17 protein-coding genes and 1 pseudogene are annotated in these 18,684 nt (G+C 69.8%); 4 read left to right on the plus strand and 14 right to left on the minus strand.

Annotation, left to right across the window (positions count from 1 at the left end; translation table 11 throughout):
* Positions 1 to 22: 22 nt before the first annotated feature.
* The 3 genes from AC1RRV_RS17435 to AC1RRV_RS17445 all read left to right on the plus strand — a co-directional run bounded on the left by AC1RRV_RS17435 (position 23) and on the right by AC1RRV_RS17445 (position 2,768).
* Complete coding sequence (locus tag AC1RRV_RS17435) at positions 23 to 1,264, plus strand: dipeptidase (protein WP_492860914.1); 1,242 nt, start codon at positions 23 to 25, stop codon at positions 1,262 to 1,264.
* Positions 1,265 to 1,418: 154 nt separating this feature from the next.
* The gene (locus AC1RRV_RS17440) at positions 1,419 to 2,081 is read left to right on the plus strand and encodes a lysozyme inhibitor LprI family protein (RefSeq protein ID WP_492860915.1); all 663 of its coding nucleotides are present in this window, start codon (positions 1,419 to 1,421) and stop codon (positions 2,079 to 2,081) included.
* A gap of 3 nt (positions 2,082 to 2,084) precedes the next feature.
* The gene (locus AC1RRV_RS17445; protein ID WP_492860916.1) at positions 2,085 to 2,768 is read left to right on the plus strand and encodes a lysozyme inhibitor LprI family protein; all 684 of its coding nucleotides are present in this window, start codon (positions 2,085 to 2,087) and stop codon (positions 2,766 to 2,768) included.
* Here the strand turns inward: AC1RRV_RS17445 and msrQ are convergent.
* The 8 genes and pseudogenes from msrQ to AC1RRV_RS17485 form a co-directional block, all read right to left on the minus strand.
* Entirely contained in the window at positions 2,765 to 3,385 is a 621-nt protein-coding gene (gene msrQ, locus AC1RRV_RS17450) for a protein-methionine-sulfoxide reductase heme-binding subunit MsrQ (protein ID WP_492860917.1), read from the minus strand. The genes AC1RRV_RS17445 and msrQ overlap by 4 nt on opposite strands.
* Positions 3,386 to 3,520: 135 nt before the next feature.
* The gene (gene msrP, locus AC1RRV_RS17455; RefSeq protein ID WP_492860918.1) at positions 3,521 to 4,438 is read right to left on the minus strand and encodes a protein-methionine-sulfoxide reductase catalytic subunit MsrP; all 918 of its coding nucleotides are present in this window, start codon (positions 4,436 to 4,438) and stop codon (positions 3,521 to 3,523) included.
* Between the two features lie 71 nt (positions 4,439 to 4,509).
* Positions 4,510 to 5,187, minus strand: coding sequence for a periplasmic heavy metal sensor (locus AC1RRV_RS17460; RefSeq protein WP_492860919.1), 678 nt, complete (start codon positions 5,185 to 5,187; stop codon positions 4,510 to 4,512).
* A complete protein-coding gene (locus AC1RRV_RS17465) occupies positions 5,184 to 5,621 on the minus strand; it encodes a hypothetical protein (protein WP_492860920.1) in 438 nt (145 codons plus the stop codon). Before AC1RRV_RS17465 ends, AC1RRV_RS17460 begins: the two co-directional genes overlap by 4 nt.
* A 13-nt stretch (positions 5,622 to 5,634) precedes the next feature.
* Complete coding sequence (locus AC1RRV_RS17470) at positions 5,635 to 6,207, minus strand: RNA polymerase sigma factor (RefSeq protein ID WP_492860921.1); 573 nt, start codon at positions 6,205 to 6,207, stop codon at positions 5,635 to 5,637.
* A 26-nt stretch (positions 6,208 to 6,233) separates the two neighbouring features.
* Positions 6,234 to 6,641, minus strand: a complete 408-nt coding sequence (locus AC1RRV_RS17475) for an EF-hand domain-containing protein (protein ID WP_492860922.1) — start codon at positions 6,639 to 6,641, stop codon at positions 6,234 to 6,236.
* A gap of 95 nt (positions 6,642 to 6,736) precedes the next feature.
* A pseudogene (locus AC1RRV_RS17480) lies at positions 6,737 to 6,835 on the minus strand (hypothetical protein); the annotation flags it as partial.
* Positions 6,836 to 6,871: 36 nt separating this feature from the next.
* Positions 6,872 to 9,769 carry a bifunctional [glutamine synthetase] adenylyltransferase/[glutamine synthetase]-adenylyl-L-tyrosine phosphorylase gene (locus AC1RRV_RS17485; RefSeq protein WP_492860923.1) on the minus strand — a complete coding sequence of 966 codons (2,898 nt, stop codon included), beginning with the start codon at positions 9,767 to 9,769 and terminating at the stop codon, positions 6,872 to 6,874.
* A gap of 176 nt (positions 9,770 to 9,945) precedes the next feature.
* Between AC1RRV_RS17485 and AC1RRV_RS17490 the strand changes: the two genes are divergently transcribed.
* A complete protein-coding gene (locus AC1RRV_RS17490; protein WP_492860924.1) occupies positions 9,946 to 10,836 on the plus strand; it encodes a M56 family metallopeptidase in 891 nt (296 codons plus the stop codon).
* A 7-nt stretch (positions 10,837 to 10,843) separates the two neighbouring features.
* Here the strand turns inward: AC1RRV_RS17490 and AC1RRV_RS17495 are convergent, their stop codons facing one another.
* The 6 genes from AC1RRV_RS17495 to AC1RRV_RS17520 form a co-directional block, all read right to left on the minus strand.
* A complete protein-coding gene (locus tag AC1RRV_RS17495) occupies positions 10,844 to 11,980 on the minus strand; it encodes a threonine aldolase family protein (RefSeq protein ID WP_492860925.1) in 1,137 nt (378 codons plus the stop codon).
* A gap of 139 nt (positions 11,981 to 12,119) precedes the next feature.
* Positions 12,120 to 13,526 (minus strand): two-component system sensor histidine kinase UczS, encoded by a 1,407-nt coding sequence (gene uczS / locus AC1RRV_RS17500; protein WP_492860926.1) that lies wholly within the window; start codon positions 13,524 to 13,526, stop codon positions 12,120 to 12,122.
* Positions 13,527 to 13,560: 34 nt separating this feature from the next.
* Positions 13,561 to 14,232: a two-component system response regulator UczR gene (uczR, locus tag AC1RRV_RS17505; RefSeq protein ID WP_492860927.1), complete on the minus strand. Its 672-nt coding sequence runs from the start codon at positions 14,230 to 14,232 to the stop codon at positions 13,561 to 13,563.
* 194 nt (positions 14,233 to 14,426) lie between these two features.
* Positions 14,427 to 16,010 (minus strand): Do family serine endopeptidase, encoded by a 1,584-nt coding sequence (locus AC1RRV_RS17510; protein ID WP_492860928.1) that lies wholly within the window; start codon positions 16,008 to 16,010, stop codon positions 14,427 to 14,429.
* A 183-nt stretch (positions 16,011 to 16,193) separates the two neighbouring features.
* The gene (locus tag AC1RRV_RS17515) at positions 16,194 to 16,646 is read right to left on the minus strand and encodes a cytochrome c-type biogenesis protein (protein ID WP_492860929.1); all 453 of its coding nucleotides are present in this window, start codon (positions 16,644 to 16,646) and stop codon (positions 16,194 to 16,196) included.
* Positions 16,643 to 18,622: a heme lyase CcmF/NrfE family subunit gene (locus AC1RRV_RS17520; protein ID WP_492860930.1), complete on the minus strand. Its 1,980-nt coding sequence runs from the start codon at positions 18,620 to 18,622 to the stop codon at positions 16,643 to 16,645. Before AC1RRV_RS17520 ends, AC1RRV_RS17515 begins: the two co-directional genes overlap by 4 nt.
* Between the last annotated feature and the right edge of the window lie 62 nt (positions 18,623 to 18,684).

Genomic DNA, 18,684 nt, shown 5'->3' on the forward strand with positions numbered 1-18,684 from the left:
CACAATTCTCCGGAGTTCCCGCATGCGTCGCTTGCTTACCGTCCTTCTCGGCTCGGCCGCCCTGCTGACGGGCGTCGCTCACGCCGCCGACGCCAAGAAGCCCGTGGAAAAGCCCGGCGACGTGCCCAAGGCGATCAAGACGCTGCATGACGGCTTCCTGACCCTGGACACCCACCTCGACACGCCCGAGCACTTCTCGCGCCCCGGCTGGTCGATGCTCGACAAGCACGCCGTCATCGAGGATGGCAGCCAGGTGGACCTGCCGCGCATGAAGGCCGGCGGCCTGGATGGCGGCTTCTACGTGATCTACACCGGCCAGGGCGCCCTGACCGCCGAGGGCTACCGCTTCGCCCGCGACTTCGCCCTGGAGCGCGCGACCGAGATCCGCGAGATGGTCGCCGCCCATCCCGACCAGTTCGAACTGGCCTATACCGCCGACGACGCCGTGCGGATCAACAAGGCCGGCAAGAGCTACGTCTTCCAGAGCATCGAGAACTCCTGGCCGGTCGGCGAGGACCTGACCCTGGTCCAGACCTTCTACCAGACCGGCGTGCGCATGGCCGGGCCGGTCCACTTCCGCAACAACCAGCTGGCCGACAGCTCGACCGATAAGCCGATCTGGCATGGCTACTCGCCGCTGGGCTTGCGCTGGCTGGCCGAGGCCAACCGCCTGGGCATCCTGATCGACGTCAGCCACGCCAGCGACGACGTCGTCGACCAGTCCGTGCAGCTGTCCAAGGCCCCGATCATCGCCTCGCACACGGGCGCCAAGGCCATCTACGACCACCCGCGCAATCTGGACGACGCCCGCATCAAGAAGATCGCCGACAGCGGCGGCGCGGTCTGCATCAACTCGGTCTATCTGCGCGCCAACGCCGTCCCCAGCCCCGAACGCAAGGCCGCTCTGGACGCCATCGGCAAGGCGCCGGGCGACGAGGCCTCCCAGGCCGAGGTCGTCGCCTGGACCGCCAAGCGCGTCGCGGTCGACAAGCAATACCCGCCGGTCCGCGCCAATTTCGAAATCTTCATGGGCAGCATGCTGCACACCCTGAAGATCGCCGGTCCCAAGGGCGTTTGCGTCGGCGCCGATTGGGACGGCGGTGGCGGCGTCGAAGGCCTGGAGGACGTGGCCGACCTGCCCAAGATCACCGCCCGCCTGAAGGCCGAGGGCTACAGCGACGCCGACATCCAGGCGATCTGGAGCGGCAACGTGCTGCGCCTGGTCGCGGGCGCCCAGGCCTATGCGAAGAGCGTGGCGAAGTAGGCAGCTCCAAAACACCTCGTCATCCCGGAAGCGCGCAGCGCCGGCTCCACGCTTCGCTGCGGCCGGGATGACGATTGATTAGAGGTCCTCCGCCACCTACCCGCGAACGCCGTTCTCGGTTAGGTTGCCCAGGCATCGCCTGGGAGATCCTCCGATGGGTCGCGTTTTCGGTCTGGCCGCCCTGATACTCCTCGCGAGCTTGGCGCTCATCCCCAGCGCCCAGGCCGCCAGCTTCGATTGCGCCAAGGCCGCCACGGCGACCGAAAAGGCCATCTGCCGCGATCCGGCGCTCTCCAAACAAGACGAGGCGGTGGCCGCCGCCTACAAGGCCGCCCTCACCCTGTGGCCCGCCGGGAATTGGGCGACCTATCTCCGCACCGAACAGCGCAACTGGCTGCGAGACCGCGACACGATCTGCAAGGGCGGCGATGTCGCCTGCCTGAAGCGCGACTACGAACTGCGCCTGGGCTACCTGCAGCGCAAGAGCCTGAAGTGGACGGGCCGCTATGTCGCCGGCAATTGCCCCAAGGACGGCATCTTCGTCGACGTCTCGCCCAGCTATCCCAAGGACGAGCTGTCGATCGACATCTATTACTGTCCCAACTCGGCGGGAAACATGCTGCAGCAGGCTCGCGGCATGCCCGACGCGGCGGGGCGACTGGACTACAAGAGCGACGCCGACTGCCCGATCATCCTGGCGTTCACCCAGGACACCGTCACCGTCTCGGGCCCGAGCACGGGAAACTGCAAGCTGCTGTTCGCCGACCGCGTGTTCCGTCGCGACCCGGCCCGCTCGCCCTTCCTCAACGAGAACTAGCCGATGGCCCGCCTGATCGCCGCCCTTCTGGGCCTGATGGCCCTCGCCTTGGCAGGCCCGGCCGCCGCCGCCAGCTTCGACTGCGGCAAGGCGCGGACCAAGGTCGAGAAGCTGATCTGCGCCGATCCCCAGCTGTCGCGCCAGGATAGCGAACTGGCCGCCGCCTATGGCGAGGCGCTGAAGGTCTGGGACGGCAAGATCGCGGCCTATGTGAAGATGACCCAGCGGGGTTGGGTCGGCAGCCGGACCCTGCTGCCCCCTGGCCAGGACATGGGCGGGGTCTATTGCAACGACGACGACAGCCGCCTGTCCTGCCTGCGCGACATCCACGCCGAGCGCATCGCCGTGCTCAAGAGCCCGGGCTTCCGGCTGAGCGGGATCTATGTCCGCGGCCAGGACTTCCTGGCCGTCAAGGCCGCATCGGCGGGGCTGAGGGCGGGCTTCGCCCTGGCCGACCCAAACGCGACCGGAGGCGCCACCGACGAGGACAAGCCGGCGCGCGTGGCCCCAAGCCAGACCGCCGTGACCTTCCCCCTAGCCGGCACGGGTCCCGACGCCTGCCGGCTCGATGCGGTCTTCACCGCCGATGCGGTGGTCCTGACCCAGAAGGGGCCATGCTCGGGTTCAAAGCTCTCCGGACGCTGGACGCGGGATCAGACCCGCGATCCCGAGGCCGAGCTGTTCTAGCGCGCCGGACGCCGACTCCAGGCGTCCCAGGCCCGCCAGCCCATCAGCAGCATGAAGATCCCGCCGTAGATCAGCGGCGGCCGATGGTCGGCCTTCACCAGCAGGTAGTAGTGGATCACCCCCAGCGGGACGATCAGGTAGATCAGCCTGTGCAGCCGGGTCCACGCCGCCCGTCCCATCCGGACTGCCCAGCCGTTGGTCGAGGTCACCGCCAGTGGGATCAGCAGCGTGAAGCCCAGCATCCCCAGGGTGATGAAGGGCCGCTTGAGGATGTCCTTCCACAGCTGCTTGAAGTCGAAGAACAGGTCGACGCCGATGTAGCTGCACAGGTGCAGCACGATGTAGCTGAAGGCGAACAGGCCGATGGTTCGCCGGAAACGGACCAGGCGCGGCATCTTCAGGATCCGGGCCGCCGGCGTGATGGCCAGGCCGACCAGCAGCAGCCGCAGCCCCCAGACACCGAGTTGCCGGATCAGCTTCTCGATCGGATTGGCGCCCAGCTCGCCGGCGAAGCCCTTCCACGCCAGCCAGACCAGCGGCGCGAAACAGGCCAGCCAGACCAGGGCGTAGACGAGGTTGTCCTGGGGCTTTGAAGGACGCTTGCGGGGTGTGCTCACCTCACGCTCCCCCTCTCGTCATCCCGGCCGCGGCGCGCAGCGCGAAGAGCCGGGACCCAGGGGCGGTGCGCACGGCCCCTGGGTCCCGGATCGCCCCTTCGGGCCGTCCGGGATGACGAGAAGAGTGAAGCGCCATCAGAAGTTCTTCTTCAGGTCCATGCCCCGGTACAGATCGGCGACATACTCGCCGTAGCCGTTGAACGGCAGGGTCTCGCGCCGCTTGAACTCGCCGATGCGGCGCTCGGAGCCTTGCGACCAGCGGGGGTGGTCCACGGCCGGATTGACGTTGGAATAGAAGCCGTACTCGCGGGGAGCCAGCTTGTTCCAGGCGGTGACCGGCTGCTTCTCGACCAGGCTGATCCGGACGATCGACTTGATGCCCTTGAAGCCGTACTTCCACGGCACGACCAGCCGCAGCGGCGCGCCGTTCTGGTTGGGCAGGACGTCGCCATAGAGGCCGACCGCCATCAAGGTCAGCGGGTGCATGGCCTCGTCGATCCGCAGGCCTTCGCGGTAGGGCCAGTCCAGGGTGTTCCAGCCCTGGCCGGGCATTTCCGAGGGCCGCATCACCGTCTCGAAGGCGACGAACTTGGCCTTGGAGGTCGGCTTGACCGAGGCGATCAGGTCCTTCAGCGGAAAGCCGACCCAGGGGATGACCATCGACCAGCCCTCGACGCAGCGCATGCGATAGATGCGCTCCTCCAGCTTGTTCCCGTTGATCAGATCCTCGATGCCGACCGTGCGCGGGGACTCGCAGGCGCCGTCGATCCGCACCGTCCAGGGACGCGGCTTGAATTTGCCGGAGTTCTCGGCCGGATCGCCCTTGTCGACGCCGAACTCATAGAAGTTGTTGTAGCTGGTGATGTCCTCTCTCGAGGTCGCTTTCTCGGTGGTCGAGAAGCCCTTGCTGAAGGCCAGGCCCGCCTGGGCCTCCCCCGCCGCGCCGGCCAGGCCGACCCCCGCCAGGCCCGCCATCAGCGTCCGGCGCTTCAGATAGAGCCCCTGGTCGGTGACGTCGTTGTCGGTCAGGTCGGGGGCGTGGCGGATCAGCATGGGAATGCTCCGAAGCGGCTACGTCACTGATACGTCGCCGCATGCCGTTTGGTTACGCGCGAACCGAAAAATCAGTTCGGACCGTCCATCCGCCGGGATGCCGGGGCGTAGACCCGCGCCAGACCGTCGGCCAGAGCCGCTCGCTCTTGCGACGAAAGCGAGGCGGTGAACGACGCCAGGGTCGCCTCGACATTGCCGCGCGCCTGCTGGTCCAGGGCGCGCGCCGAGGCCAGCCGACGGGCCACCTCGCCGGCGTCGTAGCCCGGAGCGCCCAGGGCGGCCAGGGCGGCCTGCCGTTCGGCGCGCGCCTGCTGGGTCAGCGGCTTGTTGCGCTTGTTGGTCTCGTTCAGCGCTCGGCGGAAGGCCCGGCGGCTTTCCGGGGAAAGCCCGTCGCCCGCCGAGATCAGGGGCGGTCGAGGCAAGGCGCCGCGCGGCGAGTCCGCCTCGACAGGCGGCGCGGCCACGGGCGGCGGCGGGCGCTCGACGACCGGCGACGACGGGCGGGTCGGGGCGTGGCGCGGGGGCTTCGGCGTCTCGTCGCTCGTCGCCACGGGAGCCTGCGGCTGGAGCACGGGCGGCGGGCTGGAGGCCGCGACCACGGGGCGTGCGGGCGCGGACGCGCTCGCGACGGGCGCCGGCGGCGGATCGGTCAGCCGCACATAGGCCATGCCCGCCAGCCCGCCGATCAGGAAGACATTGACCACCGCCGAGGCGGCCAGGGCGATCATCCACGGACGCGAACCGCTCATAGTTCGGAAGGCTCCGCGATGGCGTCCTGCAAGGCGGCCGAGGTGTCGACCGCCGTGACCACGGACTCGACCGGCGCCGCGACCGGGGCCGTGACCGGGCTTGGACGACTGATCACGACGCCCACGACCACGCCCGCCAAGGCGGCGGCGGAAAGGCCCAGGGCCGCGCCGAGGCCCGCGACCCAGCGGCGCGCGGTATTGGCGGGCTGCGGCGCGGCGGCGATCAACCGACCCAGCAGGGCCGCGTCGACGCTCTGGGCCGGGGCGAGATCGAGCAGGCGGTCCAATTGCGCGGCGGCGGCCAGCACGGGCGCGGTGCGCTCCGGGTCGGCGGACAGCAAGGCGCGGGCGGTCTCGCGCTCACCCTCGGGCCAGCGCGCGATCTCGCCGCCATAGGTCTCGGCCAGCACCTCGAACCGTTCGAGAGACATCATGACCACGCCTCCTTCATTCCCTTGCCCCCGCCCCATGGCCGGCCAGATCGGCCAGCGCCGCCTTCAGCGACCGGCGGCCGCGTCCGAGCAGGCTTTCCAGAGCCTCGACACTGATCGCCATCAACCCCGCGGCCTCGATATTGCCCAAGCCTTGGTGATGGCAAAGCACGATCGCCTCGCGCTGGCGCGGCGGCAGAGCGGCCAGGGCCGTCTCGACGCGCCGGGTCAGGTCCGCGCCCAGCAGGCCCGCGTCCGGCGCCGGGCCGGTGTCGACCTGCTCGGGCGGCGTATCGGTCGCGATCTCGCGCCGGCGCCTCAGGCGGTCGTAGCAGAGGTTCAGGGCCACGCGGTGCAGCCAGGTGTCGAACCGCGCGCCGCCCGGTTTCCAGCCCCGCGCCTGTTTCCAGGCCCGCAGGAAGGTCTCCTGGGCCACGTCCTCGGCCTCGCCGGGATCGTTCAGCATGCGCCTCGCCAGGGCGAGAATGCGCGGCAGGCGTCGGTCCAGCAGCGTGCGGACAGCGGTCGGGTCGCCCCGGCCCACTCCCGCCAGCAAGGCTTCGTCGGGATCGTTCCCGTCGGACGCCAACCGTCAACCTACCGCGCACGTCGCCATCAGACCCCGACCTTGGCCTTGCCCGGTTTGGCCTGCAACTCCTCGAGCGTCAGGACGCCGTCGTTGTTGGCGTCCATCCGTTTGAAGCGCCAGGCCAGCACGCCGTTGGCCTCGGTCCGCGACAGGGCGCCGTCCTTGTCGGCGTCGAAGCGCGAGAACAGCTTCTGTCCGCGCTTGCCGGCCTTTTCCGCCTTGGCGTCGGCCTCGGCGTTCTGCTTGCGGAAGGCGACGAATTCGTCGGGCGAGATCTTGCCGTCCTTGTTGGTGTCCAGGCGGGCGAACATCTTGTCGCCGTTCGAGGCCTGGAACTGTTGCAGGGTCATGCCAGAGGGCGCTGTGGTCTGCGCCAGAGCGGGCGCCACGACGGCGAACACGGCGCCGGCGGCGATCAAGGTGCGTAGGATCATCGTTCAGAGGTCTCCATGGCTGGAAGGCCGTCCCATGCAGAGTTGAACGCGTGGCGAGGGGGATTCCGTCGTGAGTGTTCCGCAAAATGTCCTCGTCATCCCGGAAGCCTCGCAGAGGCTATCCGGGACCCAGGGGCCAATGGCCGTGCGGTTGCCCCTGGGTCCCGGCTCTCCGCTACGCTGCGGCCGGGATGACGATGGACAAAGGGTTCGTTGAGAGCTTTGCCGTCCTACCCCGGCGCCTGCACGATCGCCTCGTACGCCGCCCGCGCGTCGGCCTTGGCCTTGGCCAGCTTGGGTTTCAGCGACTTGAACTGACCGACATGGCCCGCCTTGGCCAGCAGGGCCTTGAAGGCCTTGGGTTCGGCCTCGGGGTCGCCACCGTCCTCCAGGGCGACCTTGATCAGCTGGGAGAGGTCCTGTTCCAGCCGCCAGGCGACCTCCAGCCGGGCCAGGGCGCCGTCGTCGGCCAGACCCGCCGCGCGCAGGGCCGCCAGGGCTTCGCCGGTGTTCTGAGCCAGCGGACCGCCCTTGGCCGCGTGGGCCAGCTGCAGGAACTGGGCGGCGAACTCGATGTCGACCAGGCCGCCGGGGTCGAGCTTCAGGTCCCAGTCGCCCTTGCCGGGCCGCTCGCGTTCCATCAGCTCACGCATCTCGATGACGTCGGCGGCGGTCTTCTTCCATTCGCGCGGACGGCGCAGGGCCGCCTCGATCGCGCCCTCGGCGCGGGCCTTGAACTCCGGGGAGCTGGCCCAGACCACCCGGGCCCGGGTCAGGGCCAGCAGTTCCCAGGTCTCGGCCTCGCGGTCGTAATAGTCCTCGAAAGCGGCGAAGCTGACCGCCACCGGCCCCTTGGTCCCCGAGGGCCGGAGCTTGAGGTCGACCTCGTACAGCGTCCCCTCCCCGGTCGGCGCCGACAGGGCCGAGGCCAGGCGCTGGGTGAAGCGGGCGTAGAAGACGTCGGCGCTCCACTCCTTGACCGCCGACACGCTGGTGGGCGCGTCGGCGACATAGAGGGTCATGAGGTCGAGATCCGACTTGGCGGTCATCTCGCGCGAGCCGGCCTTGCCCAGGGCCACCACCGCCACCTGTCCGGGGAAGGCGCCGCCCAGGCGCTCGGCCTCCGACAGGGCCGCCGGCGCGAGGCCGCCGATGATCAGGTCGCCCAGCTCGGCGAAGGCCCGCCCGATGTCGCGGGCGTCGGCGCTGCCGCTCATCACCCGCACGCCGATCCGGAAGCTCTGGTCACGGAACAGGCGGCGGGCGGCGTTCATCGCGCCCTCGAAGTCCTCGGGATCCCAGGGCGCGACGGCGGGCGTCTCGATCGGTCCGAAGAAGGCCGGATCCAGCAGGGCGTCCAAGGCCGTCGGTCGCCGCGCCAGGGTCGTGGCCAGGCGCGGCGCGAAGGCCATGACCTCGACGATCAGCTCGAACAGGCGCGGCTGAGCCAGGAACAAAGACTGGATCTGCACCCCCGACGACAACCCGCCGAAGAAGTCGGCGAAACGGTTGAAGGCCTGGTCCGGCGCGCCCGTGGCGTTGGCCGCGTCCAGCAGGCGCGGGGCCAGGCGGGTGAACAGCTCTCGCCCCCGCTCGGTGCGGGTGGCGGCGATGTGGCCATGGTGCCAGCCGCGAATGGTGGCGGCGACGCGCTCGGGACTGGAAAAGCCCATGCGCTTCAGCGTGGCCAGGGTCTCGGGATCGTCCTCGACCCCGGTGAAGACCAGGCTGCCGAAACGCGACGACAGCTCTTCCTCGCCCGCGAACAGCCGGCCATAGCGCTGGTTGACGCCCTTGAGGATCTTGCCCACGGCGGCGTCGAAGCTGCGCAGATTGTCATGGTTCCAGAGGGCGGCGACCTTCTTGCGCTCGGCGTCCGACTCCGGGAGCTTGTGGGTCTGGTCGTCGGCGATCATCTGGGCGCGGTGCTCCAGCGCGCGCAGGTCCTGATAGGCCTTGGAGAGCCAGCCGGCGTCCTCCAGGGTGACGTGGCCGGCGCTGGCCAGGGCCAGAAGGGCGTCCAGCGTGCGTGGGCTGCGCAGATCCGGCTGGCGGCCGCCCAGGATCAGCTGCTGGGTCTGGACGAAGAACTCGATCTCACGGATGCCGCCACGCCCCAGTTTCAGGTCCGCGCCCTTGGCGGTCAGGCGGTCGTCGACCTTGTAGGTATGGATCTGGCGCTTGATCGAGTGGATGTCGGCGATGGCCGCGAAATCGAGGTTCCGGCGCCAGATGAAGGGCTGCAGCCCCTCCAGGAACGCCGCGCCTTCCTGGAAATCGCCAGCCGCGATCCTGGCCTTGATGTGGGCCGCGCGCTCCCAGTTCTGGCCGACGCTCTCATAGTAGTCCATGGCCGCGTCGACCGGGATGGCCGGCGGGGTCGAGGACGGATCGGGGCGCAGGCGCAGGTCGATGCGGAAGACATAGCCGTCGCCGGTCCGCTCCTGCAGCACCCGGCCCAGGTGGTTGGCGATCCGCACTGCCACGGCCTGAGGCTCGACACCCTCGGCCACCTGCAGCTTTTCCGGCGCGTAGAAGATCGAGAAGTCGATGTCGCTGGAATAGTTCAGCTCGAACGCGCCGTGCTTGCCCATGGCGATGCAGAACAGGCCCGGCGCGGGTCCGGCCTCGCCTTCGCCGACGTGGGTCAGCGCGCCGCGCGCCACCTCCTGCCGCACGGCCTGGGCCAGGGCGGCCTTCAGGGTCGCGTCGGCGAAGCGGGTCAGGGCGCCGGTCACCGCGTCCAGGTCCCAGACGCCACCCAGGTCGCACAGGGCGGTCAGCAGGTGCAGGTCGGCCTTGAGCTCACGCAGCACACGGCGGGCGGTTTCGAAATCCGGCTCGGCGGCGACGGCCTCGGCGGCGGCCAGGATCATGGTCAAGTTTTCGCCGGGATCGCCGCCCAGGATCATCGGCAAGCGTCCGCCGGTGCGACGGGCGAGACCGGCCAGATAGGGCGAAGCCGCGAACACCGGAGCCAGGGCGCTCCAGGCCGCGTCGACCCCGCCCATGGCCTCTCCCGCCCGCTTGGCGATCGCCTCGTGCGCCCGTTCGGCGGCCTTGGCGTCGATGACGGGGCCGCAGGGGGTGAGGCGGTCGCCGAGGGGGCCGGGAGTGAGACGAGTCATGCGGGCAAACTGGCCCGCCTTGGACGGTGGAACAAGCAGCGGAACGAGTCGGGGCGTGGCGTCCGGCGGGCGCTACCGGTGAGCGTGCCAGAGAACTATTCGCAACAGGCGCTTGACGTGGGAAATTACAGTTGTAACCATTGAGTCCAAGAAACGGCCAGGAACCGCATCCGACGATGATCGAGCTCTTCGCCCTCGCCCTAGTCCGGGCCCAGATCGCCGCCGCGGCCGCCGTGCTGCTGGTCATCTTGCTGCGCCCGTCGGTTCGGCAGCTGTTCGGCCCCCGCCGCGGCTATGGCCTGTGGGCCATCGTGCCCGCCGCCGCGGCCGCCGCCTTCCTGCCCAGCCTGGCCGAAACCATGGACATCGGCTCGCCCGCCCGTCCGCTGGGGGCCTGGGCGCCGAAGCTGGTCCTGCTGTGGCTGGCCGGCTGCGCCATCGCCACCGCCATCCTGGTTCTGCGCGAGCACCTGTTCCGTCGCCGCGTCGAGCAGGGCGTCGCCGGTCCGGCCGTCATGGGCGCCCTGTGGCCCCGCATCGTGCTGCCATCCGATTTCGCCGAGCGCTTCGACGCCCGCGAGCGCCAGATGATCCAGCTGCACGAGCGCACCCACATCAATCGCGGCGACCCGATCGCCAACCTGGTCATCGCCGGGGCCGGCGTGCTCGGCTGGTGCAACCCGATGATCGCCCTGGCCTCGCGCCTGGTTCGCATCGACCAGGAACTGGCCTGCGACGCCACCGTCGTGGCGCTGCGCTCGGACATCCGCGCCGACTACGCCAGGGCGCTGATGAAGGCGCAGATGAGCGTCTCGGTCTCGCCCCTGGCCTGCGGCTGGGCCACCCATCCGCTGATCCTGCGCGTCTCGCTGCTGAACCGCCGCGAGCCCAGCCTGGTGCGCGACGTCACCGGCTTCCTGACCATGACCTTCCTGGCGATCGCCGCCATGCTCCTGGTCTGGAGCGTCGCCCCGCGCGGCCCGGACGCGGGCGACCTGCGCCCCGGCATGGCGGCGCAGATGGACCCCTATACCGGCGCCATCACCTGGGTTCAGGCGGAGCGATAGCGCTCGGCTAGCCCAGGAACAGCTTGGCGTAGTCCTCGACCGGCCGACGCCTGATCGTGTCGTTGATCCAGATATCGACCGCGCCGTCCGCGCCGGGTTTGGCCAGCCGCACGCCGGCCTGGCGCATGCGGTCGAAGACGCCCTCTGCGAGCTTGGGCTTCAAGACCAGCTGACGGATGTTCGAGGCGTTCGGGGCGGGCTTCAGCTTGGCCGCGCCGGCTTTTTCCAACAGCGCGAACAACTGGTCGGCGACGGCGAAGGCGGCCTTGTGGCGAGCGTCGAAATCGTCCAGCGCGGCGAGCGCCAGCACCGCGCACGGCCAGGCCTGGTAGATCGTTCCCCCGAACTGGTGGCGCAGGGCCCGGGCCTCGGCGATGTCGGCCTTGGAGCCCGCCAGCACCGCCCCGAACGGCGCTTCCAGATACTTGTAGAGCGAGACATAGACGGTATCGAACAGCGCCGCCGTCCCGGCGATGTCATAGCCGGGCGGGGCCAACAGCAGGCGCGCGCCGTCCAGGTGCATCCGGATCCCCTTGCCCTTGGCGTAGGCGGCGATCGCGGCCAGCGCCGCCGGGTCCAGCATCTCGCCCTTGGCGCGGCGCACCGGGCTCTCCAGCGAGATCGCGCCAATCTTCAGCGGATAGGGACCGTTCTCGGCCTCGTCGACGGCGGCCTTGATCTCGTCCAGCGTCGGCCCGGCGCGTCCTGGAGCCAGGTTTACCAGGTTCAGGCCCGACAACAGCTGGGTCGCGTCGCTCTCGTCGCGATAGAGATGGCTTTCGTGCTGCACGATCGCCCGCGTGGCGTCGCCCGCCAGGATGCGGACCGCGACGTGGTTGGCCAGGGTTCCAGTCGGCAGGAAGGCGCAGTCCTCCTTGCCCATCAGGGTCGCGAACCGCTGCTCGAGCTCGGTCACGGCGCCGCCCGAGAGGTAGCTGTCGCGCGGCTTGCCCTTCTGGACCAACTCGGCGAGACGCGCGGCGCTCCTGACCGGATCCGTCGGGGCGCTGTCGCCGACCAGCCAGACGCTTTTGGCGTCGACAGGCGGAAACGGCGGTGGCGCGGGCTGCGCTTGGGCCAGCGCGCCGGCCGGCGTGAACGCGGCGGCCAACAGCGAGGCGGTCAGGAATTGGCGACGGTGCATTGGCTGCTCCTTCCAGATCCTCCCCCGCGACGCGGGGGAGGTGGCCCAGGGGGCCGGAGGGGGCTAATGCGGCCGACCTCCAGCTAGCCCCCTCAGTCGCTCCGCGACAGCTCCCCCGCATCGCGGGGGAGCATCTACCCTACTCCACCCGTGGCAGCAGCAGCGCCACGCGCAGGCCCGGACCCGAGCCGTTGTATTCCCCCGGCCCCTCGGCCAGTTCCAGGCGGCCGCCGTGCGAGGCGGCCACGGCCTGGACCAGCGACAGGCCAAGACCCGCGCCCGGCTCGCTGCGGCTGTTCTCCAGGCGGACGAAGCGCTGGATCACGCGGGCGCGGTCGGCCTCGGGCACGCCTGGGCCGGTGTCGGTGACCGAGAACTCCAGCTCGCCCGACGAGGTGCGACGGGCGCGCAGCATGATCGCCCCGCCTTCCGGCGTATATTTGATGGCGTTGTCGAGGATGTTGGCCAGGGCCTGGGCCAGGAACTCGCGATTGCCCTTGATCGGCAGGGCCGGGACGATCTCGGCCTTGAAATCCAGGCCCTTGTCCTCGCACGACAGCTCGTAGAGCTCGGCCATGTCGGTGGCCAGCTCCGAGGCGTCGAAATTGCGCTGATCGGGAGCCGAGCCGGCGGCCTGCAGGCGGGCGATGGCCAGCACGGCGTTGAAGGTCTTCAGCACGCCATCGGCGTCCATCAGCGCCGTCTCCAGCGCGGCCACCGGGTCGCCCTTGCCGTTCTCGGCGTCGATCAGGGCGACTTCCATGCGGGCGCGCAGGCGGGTCAGGGGCGAGCGCAGATCGTGGGCGATGGCGTCGCCGGCGTGGCGCAGGCCGCCCATCAGGCGCTCGATCCGGTCGAGCATGTCGTTCAGGCCCTCGGCCAGCTCGTCATACTCGTCGCGGGCGCCGCGGATCTTGGCCCGCGCATGCAGGTCTCCCGCGCGCACGTCGTTGACCACGTCCACCAGCCCCTGCATCGAGCGGCTGACATTGCGGCTGATCAGCACCCCGCCCGACATGCCCAGCAGGATGACCAAGGCCCCGGCGCCCCACAGGGCCCGGACGATCTTGCGGACATAGGCTTCCGAAGCGTCGACATCGGCGCCGACGAACAGGATCTCGCCGTGTTCCAGCCGCTGCTGCACCCCGCGCGCGGCGGCCTTGACCTCGGCGCCGTCCAGGTCGGTCTCGGTGACCTTGAAGCTGGCCCATTCGGGTCCGTCGCCGCTGAAATTGGCGACCGGCGACTCCTCGATAGAGCCGGAGATGCGCTTGCCGTTCGGATCGGCCAGGAAATAGAGGAACGGCCGCTCGCCCGTGGCCCGCTCGACGATCGTCTGGTTCAGGGCGTCGACGCCGCCCTGGCGGTAGGCCGCCTCCAGGCTCTCGAACTCGCGGCTGATCTCGGCCTGGGCGCGCCGGTTCACCTCGCCCGCCGTGGCGACGTAGATATAGCCCAGGAAAGCGCTGGCGGCCGCCGCGAACAGGGCCAGGAACAGCAGGGTCAGCCGGAACGGCGTGGTGCGAAGAAGACGCGGCAGACGCATGTCAGTTCCCGGTGGCTAGGCCGCCGCCCGTCTCCTACGGATCGAGCCGATAGCCGGCGCCGCGCACCGTCTGCAGCATCGGACGATCGAAGCCCTTGTCGATCTTGCTGCGCAGGCGCGAGATGTGGACGTCGATGACGTTGGTCTGCGGGTCGAAGTGGTATTCCCAGACCTTCTCCAGCAGCATGGTGCGGGTCACCGACTGGCCGGCGTGGCGCATCATGAACTCCAGCAGCTGGAATTCGCGCGGCTGCAGGTCGATCTCCTTGCCCTGGCGATGAACCGTCCGGTTGATCAGGTTCATTTCCAGTTCGCCGACCTTCAGGGTCGTGGCCACGGCGCCGGTTTCGCGACGGCGCGACAGGGCCTCGACCCGGGCCATCAGCTCGGGGAAGGCGTAGGGTTTGACGAGATAGTCGTCGGCGCCGGCGCGCAGGCCGGTGACGCGGTCGCCCACCTCGCCCAAGGCCGAGAGGAACAGCACCGGCGTCTGGTCGCCTTCGCGACGCAGGGTCTCGACCACGGTGACGCCATCCATCTTGGGCATCATGCGGTCGACGATCAGGACGTCGAAGCCGCCCTTCTGGGCCTCGCCGAGCCCCGCCTCGCCGTCGGGCGCGTGCTGGACGTCATAGCCGGCCTCCTTCAGGCCGTGCGCCATGGCGCCGGCGGCCTCCAGATCGTCTTCAATAATCAGAATACGCATCAGTGAGCCCCTCATGCGCCGGACACGGTGGTGGAACGACAGACGTTCTCCCGATTCTGGCCTAGCGCGCGATAGTCGAGGCGCTTGATAGCGTTTTCGGAGACCGACGTAACTTAAACCTTGGACAGATACGAAAAAGCCCCGCTCCGGCGGACCGGAACGGGGCTGGTTCGTTCAGCGGGTCGCTGATCGGCCTACGGCGCGATCTTCAGCGGCACGAAGACCGGGCGGTTCTGGCGGATCACCTTGACCAGCACGCTGGTGCGGCCGGCCTTCTTGGCGTTGGCCACGGCGTTGGTGACGTCGGCGAAAGCGGTCACCGGAGCGCCGTTGATGTTGGCCAGGACGTCGCCCTTGGCCAGGCCCTTCTCGCCGGCGTCGCTGTCGCCGATCACGCCCGTGATCAGCAGACCCTTGATCTCGCTGTCGATCTTGTAGGTCTGGCGCGAGGCCGGATCGATCGGCGCCAGGGTCAGACCCAGGGCGTCGACCTTCTGGCTGGCGGGTTTGTCCGGGGTCGGTGCGGCGCCGCCGCCCTGATCCGGGTCATCGTTGAGGTCCAGGGAGCCTTCGGCCGGACGGGTGCCCGACTTGACGTCGACCGTGCGCGTCTTGCCGTCGCGGATGACCGTCATCTTGATCGACTCACCCGGGCGAGCCTTGGCGACCTCGCGGGTCAGCTCCGAACGGTTGGCGACCTTGACGCCGTTGACGGCGACCAGGATGTCGTCCGGCAGCAGGCCGGCCTTGGCGGCGGGGCCGCCCGGAACCAGCTCGGCGACGATCGCGCCCTTCACGTCCTTCAGGCCCAGGGCCTCGGCCGACTCGGCGCTGAAGTCCTGGATGGTCACGCCGATATAGCCGCGCACCACCTTGCCGCCCGAGATCAGCTGCTTGGCGACGGCCTCGGCGATATCCGCGGGAATGGCGAAGCCGATGCCGACCGAGCCGCCCGACGGCGAGTAGATGGCGCTGTTGACGCCGATCACCCGGCCATAGATGTCGAAGCTGGGACCGCCCGAATTGCCCCGATTGATCGGCGCGTCGATCTGGATGTAGTTCACGAACGACGAGGTCTGGTCGTTCAGGTCGCGGCCATAGGCCGAGATGATGCCGGCCGTGGCCGTGCCGCCCAGGCCGAACGGATTGCCGATCGTGATGACCCAGTCGCCGACCCGCGGCTTGGCCTGGTTCTCGAAGTCGACATACGGGAAGTCGGCGCCCTTGGCCTTGGGATCGACGACCTTGACGACGGCCAGGTCGGTGCCTTCGTCGCGGCCGACCAGGGTGGCCTTCAGCTCGCGGCCGTCCTTCATCACCACCTGGATGTCGTCGGCGTCGGCCACGACGTGGTTGTTGGTGACGATGTAGCCGTCGGCCGAGATGAAGAAGCCCGAACCGGCGGACTGCTGCTTCGGCGTCGCGGGCGTGTCGCCGTCATCGGCGTCCGGCTGGCCGGGCTGACCCGGACGCTTCTGGCCGCGGGGCACGATGTCGAAACCTTCGAGGCCCGGGATGCGCAGCGACTGCGGCGAGGCCTTGGACGTGACATTGATCTGGACGACCGCGGGGGAAACCTTCTCGAAGATGTCGGCGAACGACATCGGGGCGCCCGGCGGCGGGGCGAAGGCCGGCGCGCCGGCCATCGGGGCGCGGATCGCGGGGGCCTCGGCGGCGCCCGCCGTTCCCATGCGCATCCCGACCCCGGCCAGAGCCGCGCAAGCGACGCCCGCGCCAGCGATGGCGCCAACAATGAAACCCGACTTCCTAGCGGTCATTCTCGTCTTTCCTCACCCGCGCGGCGCGCGCGCGGTCCCTTTAGGCTCGACCAGCGCGCTCCCCGCGCGCGATCGCTTTCAATCTGAGAACCTAGCCCTGGCGACAAAAGGTGCAATGGTCCTCGAATTATCTTTCCGTCATCCGGAAGGTGCTTCTTGCGGCCCCATTTCGGCGCAATCGTGTCATTCGTCCTGGAGCAGACGCTCCAGACGGGCCTCTTCGTCCTGCGAAAGCTCTGCCTCCGCCGTCTCGCGACGCCGCAACAGGCCGAACATCAGAAGTCCGCCCACCGACAACACGCCCAGCGGAGCCAACCACAACACCGCGTTGCCGGCCGAGAACCTGGGCTTCAGCAGCACGAACTCCCCGTAGCGCTGCACCAGGAACGCGCGGATCTCGCCGTCGCTGCGGCCGGCCTTGACCTGTTCGCGGACAATTCGCCGCAAGTCACCGGCCAGCTGGGCTTCGGAATCGTCGATCGACTCGTTCTGGCAGACCAGGCAGCGGACCTCGCGGAACAGCTCGCGGGCGCGAGCCTCCTGGGCGGGATCGGCCAGGCGCTCGGACGGCTCCGAAGCGCTGGCCATCAGGGCGACGGCGGCGAGGGCCGTCAGGACCGCCTTGAACCGCTTCACGCCGCCTCCCCCACTCGCCGCCCGACGCCCAGGCGCACGCGGCGGTCCGACAGCGACGCGACGCCGCCGAGGGCCATGATCAGCGGGCCGAGGAAGATCAGCCGCACCCAGGGGTTCACATAGGCGCGGACCAGCCAGGCCGGCTTGCCGCCCTCGCCCGCCCGGCGCTCGCCCAGCACGACATAGATATCGTCCAGCCCGCGCGCGCAGATGGCGACTTCCGAGGTCGTCTGGGCGCCGGTCGGATAGAAGCGGCGCTCGGGCTCGGCGTGGCAGATCTCGGCGCCGGACGCGTCGGTGATCCTGACGACGCCGCGCTCGGCCAGGTAGTTGGGCCCCTCGACCGTGCCGACATCGCTGAGGGTCATGGTGTAGGCGCCCAGCGCGTGGCTCTCGTTCAGGCTCAGGGCCTGGGCCGCCTCGACGCGCCAGGCGGTCTCGAACGAGGCTCCCAGCACGAAGATCCCGAGGCCCGCATGGGCCAGGGTCATGCCCCAGGCGCCGCGCGGCAGGCCCTTGGCCCGGCGGACGCTCTCGACGGCGGGGACGCGGAACAACTTCAGCCGGTCGGCCAGTTCCAGCATCGCCCCGCCCAGCAGCCAGAAGCCGACGACGAGGCCGCCGCTGGCCAGCGCCTTGCGCGGCTGGATGAGGCCATAGGCGACCAGGCCGAGCGTCGCCGCGACCGCCAGGACGACCCACAGCTTGCGGGCCACGCCGGCGGCGTCGCCGCGCTTCCAGGCCAGCAGCGGGCCGGCGGGCAGGACGCAGAACGCCAGCAGCATCAGCGGCGTGAAGGTCAGGTTGAAGAACGGCGCGCCGACCGAGACGGCCTCACCGTCCATCGCCTCGCGGATCAGCGGATAGAGCGTCCCCAGCAGCACCACCGCCGTCGCCGTCGACAGCAGGATGTTGTTGAGCACGATGGCGCTCTCGCGGCTGATCGGACGGAACTGGCCGCCCTTGTTCAGGCTGGGCGCGCGGATGCCGAACAGCAGGAAACCCGCCCCCGCCGCCAGGCCCATCATGATCAGCAGCAGCACCCCGCGCGTCGGATCGACGGCGAAGGCATGGACGCTGGTCAGCACGCCCGAACGCACCAGGAAGGCGCCCAGCATCGAGAAGGTGAAGGCCGCCAGGGCCAGGAACGCCGTCCAGCCCGGCAGGGCGCCGCGCTTCTCGGTGACGATGGCCGAGTGCAGCAGGGCCGCGCCGATCAGCCAGGGCATGAAGCTGGCGTTCTCGACCGGGTCCCAGAACCACCAGCCCCCCCAGCCCAGCTCGTAGTAGGCCCAGAAGGCGCCGAGCGTGATGCCGACGGTCAGCAGGCTCCAGGCCGCAAGGGTCCAGGGCCGCACCCAGCGGGCCCAGGCCGCGTCGATCCGGCCCTCGATCAGCGCCGCCAGGGACAGGGAATAGACCACCGAGAAGCCGACATAGCCGCTGTAGAGGAACGGCGGATGCACCGCGAGCGCCCAGTCCTGCAGCAGCGGATTGAGCGAGCGCCCCTCGACCGGGACCTCCAGCAGGCGGGTCAGCGGGTTCGAGGCGAAGACCGTGTAGGCCAGGAAGAGCACGCCCAGGCTCCCCTGCACGGCGAGGGCGTAGGCGCGCAGGCGCGGCGGCAGGCTGTCGCCGAACAGGGCCATGGCCGCGCCGTAGCCGGTCAGGACCAGGCACCACAGCAGCATCGAGCCCTCGTGGCTGCCCCAGGCGCCGGCCACCTTGAACAGCAGTGGCTTGGCCGTGTGCGAGTTGGCCGCGACGTTGGCGACCGAGAAGTCCGAAGTGACGAAGGCGTGGATCAGGGCCGCGAAGGCGGCCAGCACCGCCACGAAGGTCGCCATCGCCGCGCCGCGCCCGGCGCCGGCCAGCACGACCGAGCGCCGCGCGCCGCCGACGGCCGAGAGCCCGGTCTGGGCGATCGACAGCATCAGCGACAGGATCAGGGCGAAGGCGCCCAGCTCGACGATCATCGAGAAACCTCCCCCTGTGGGGGAGGAGGCCGAAGGCCGGAGGGGGGCGTGGCCGGGGCGGC

Source organism: Caulobacter sp. GW821-FHT11E10, assembly GCF_058808375.1.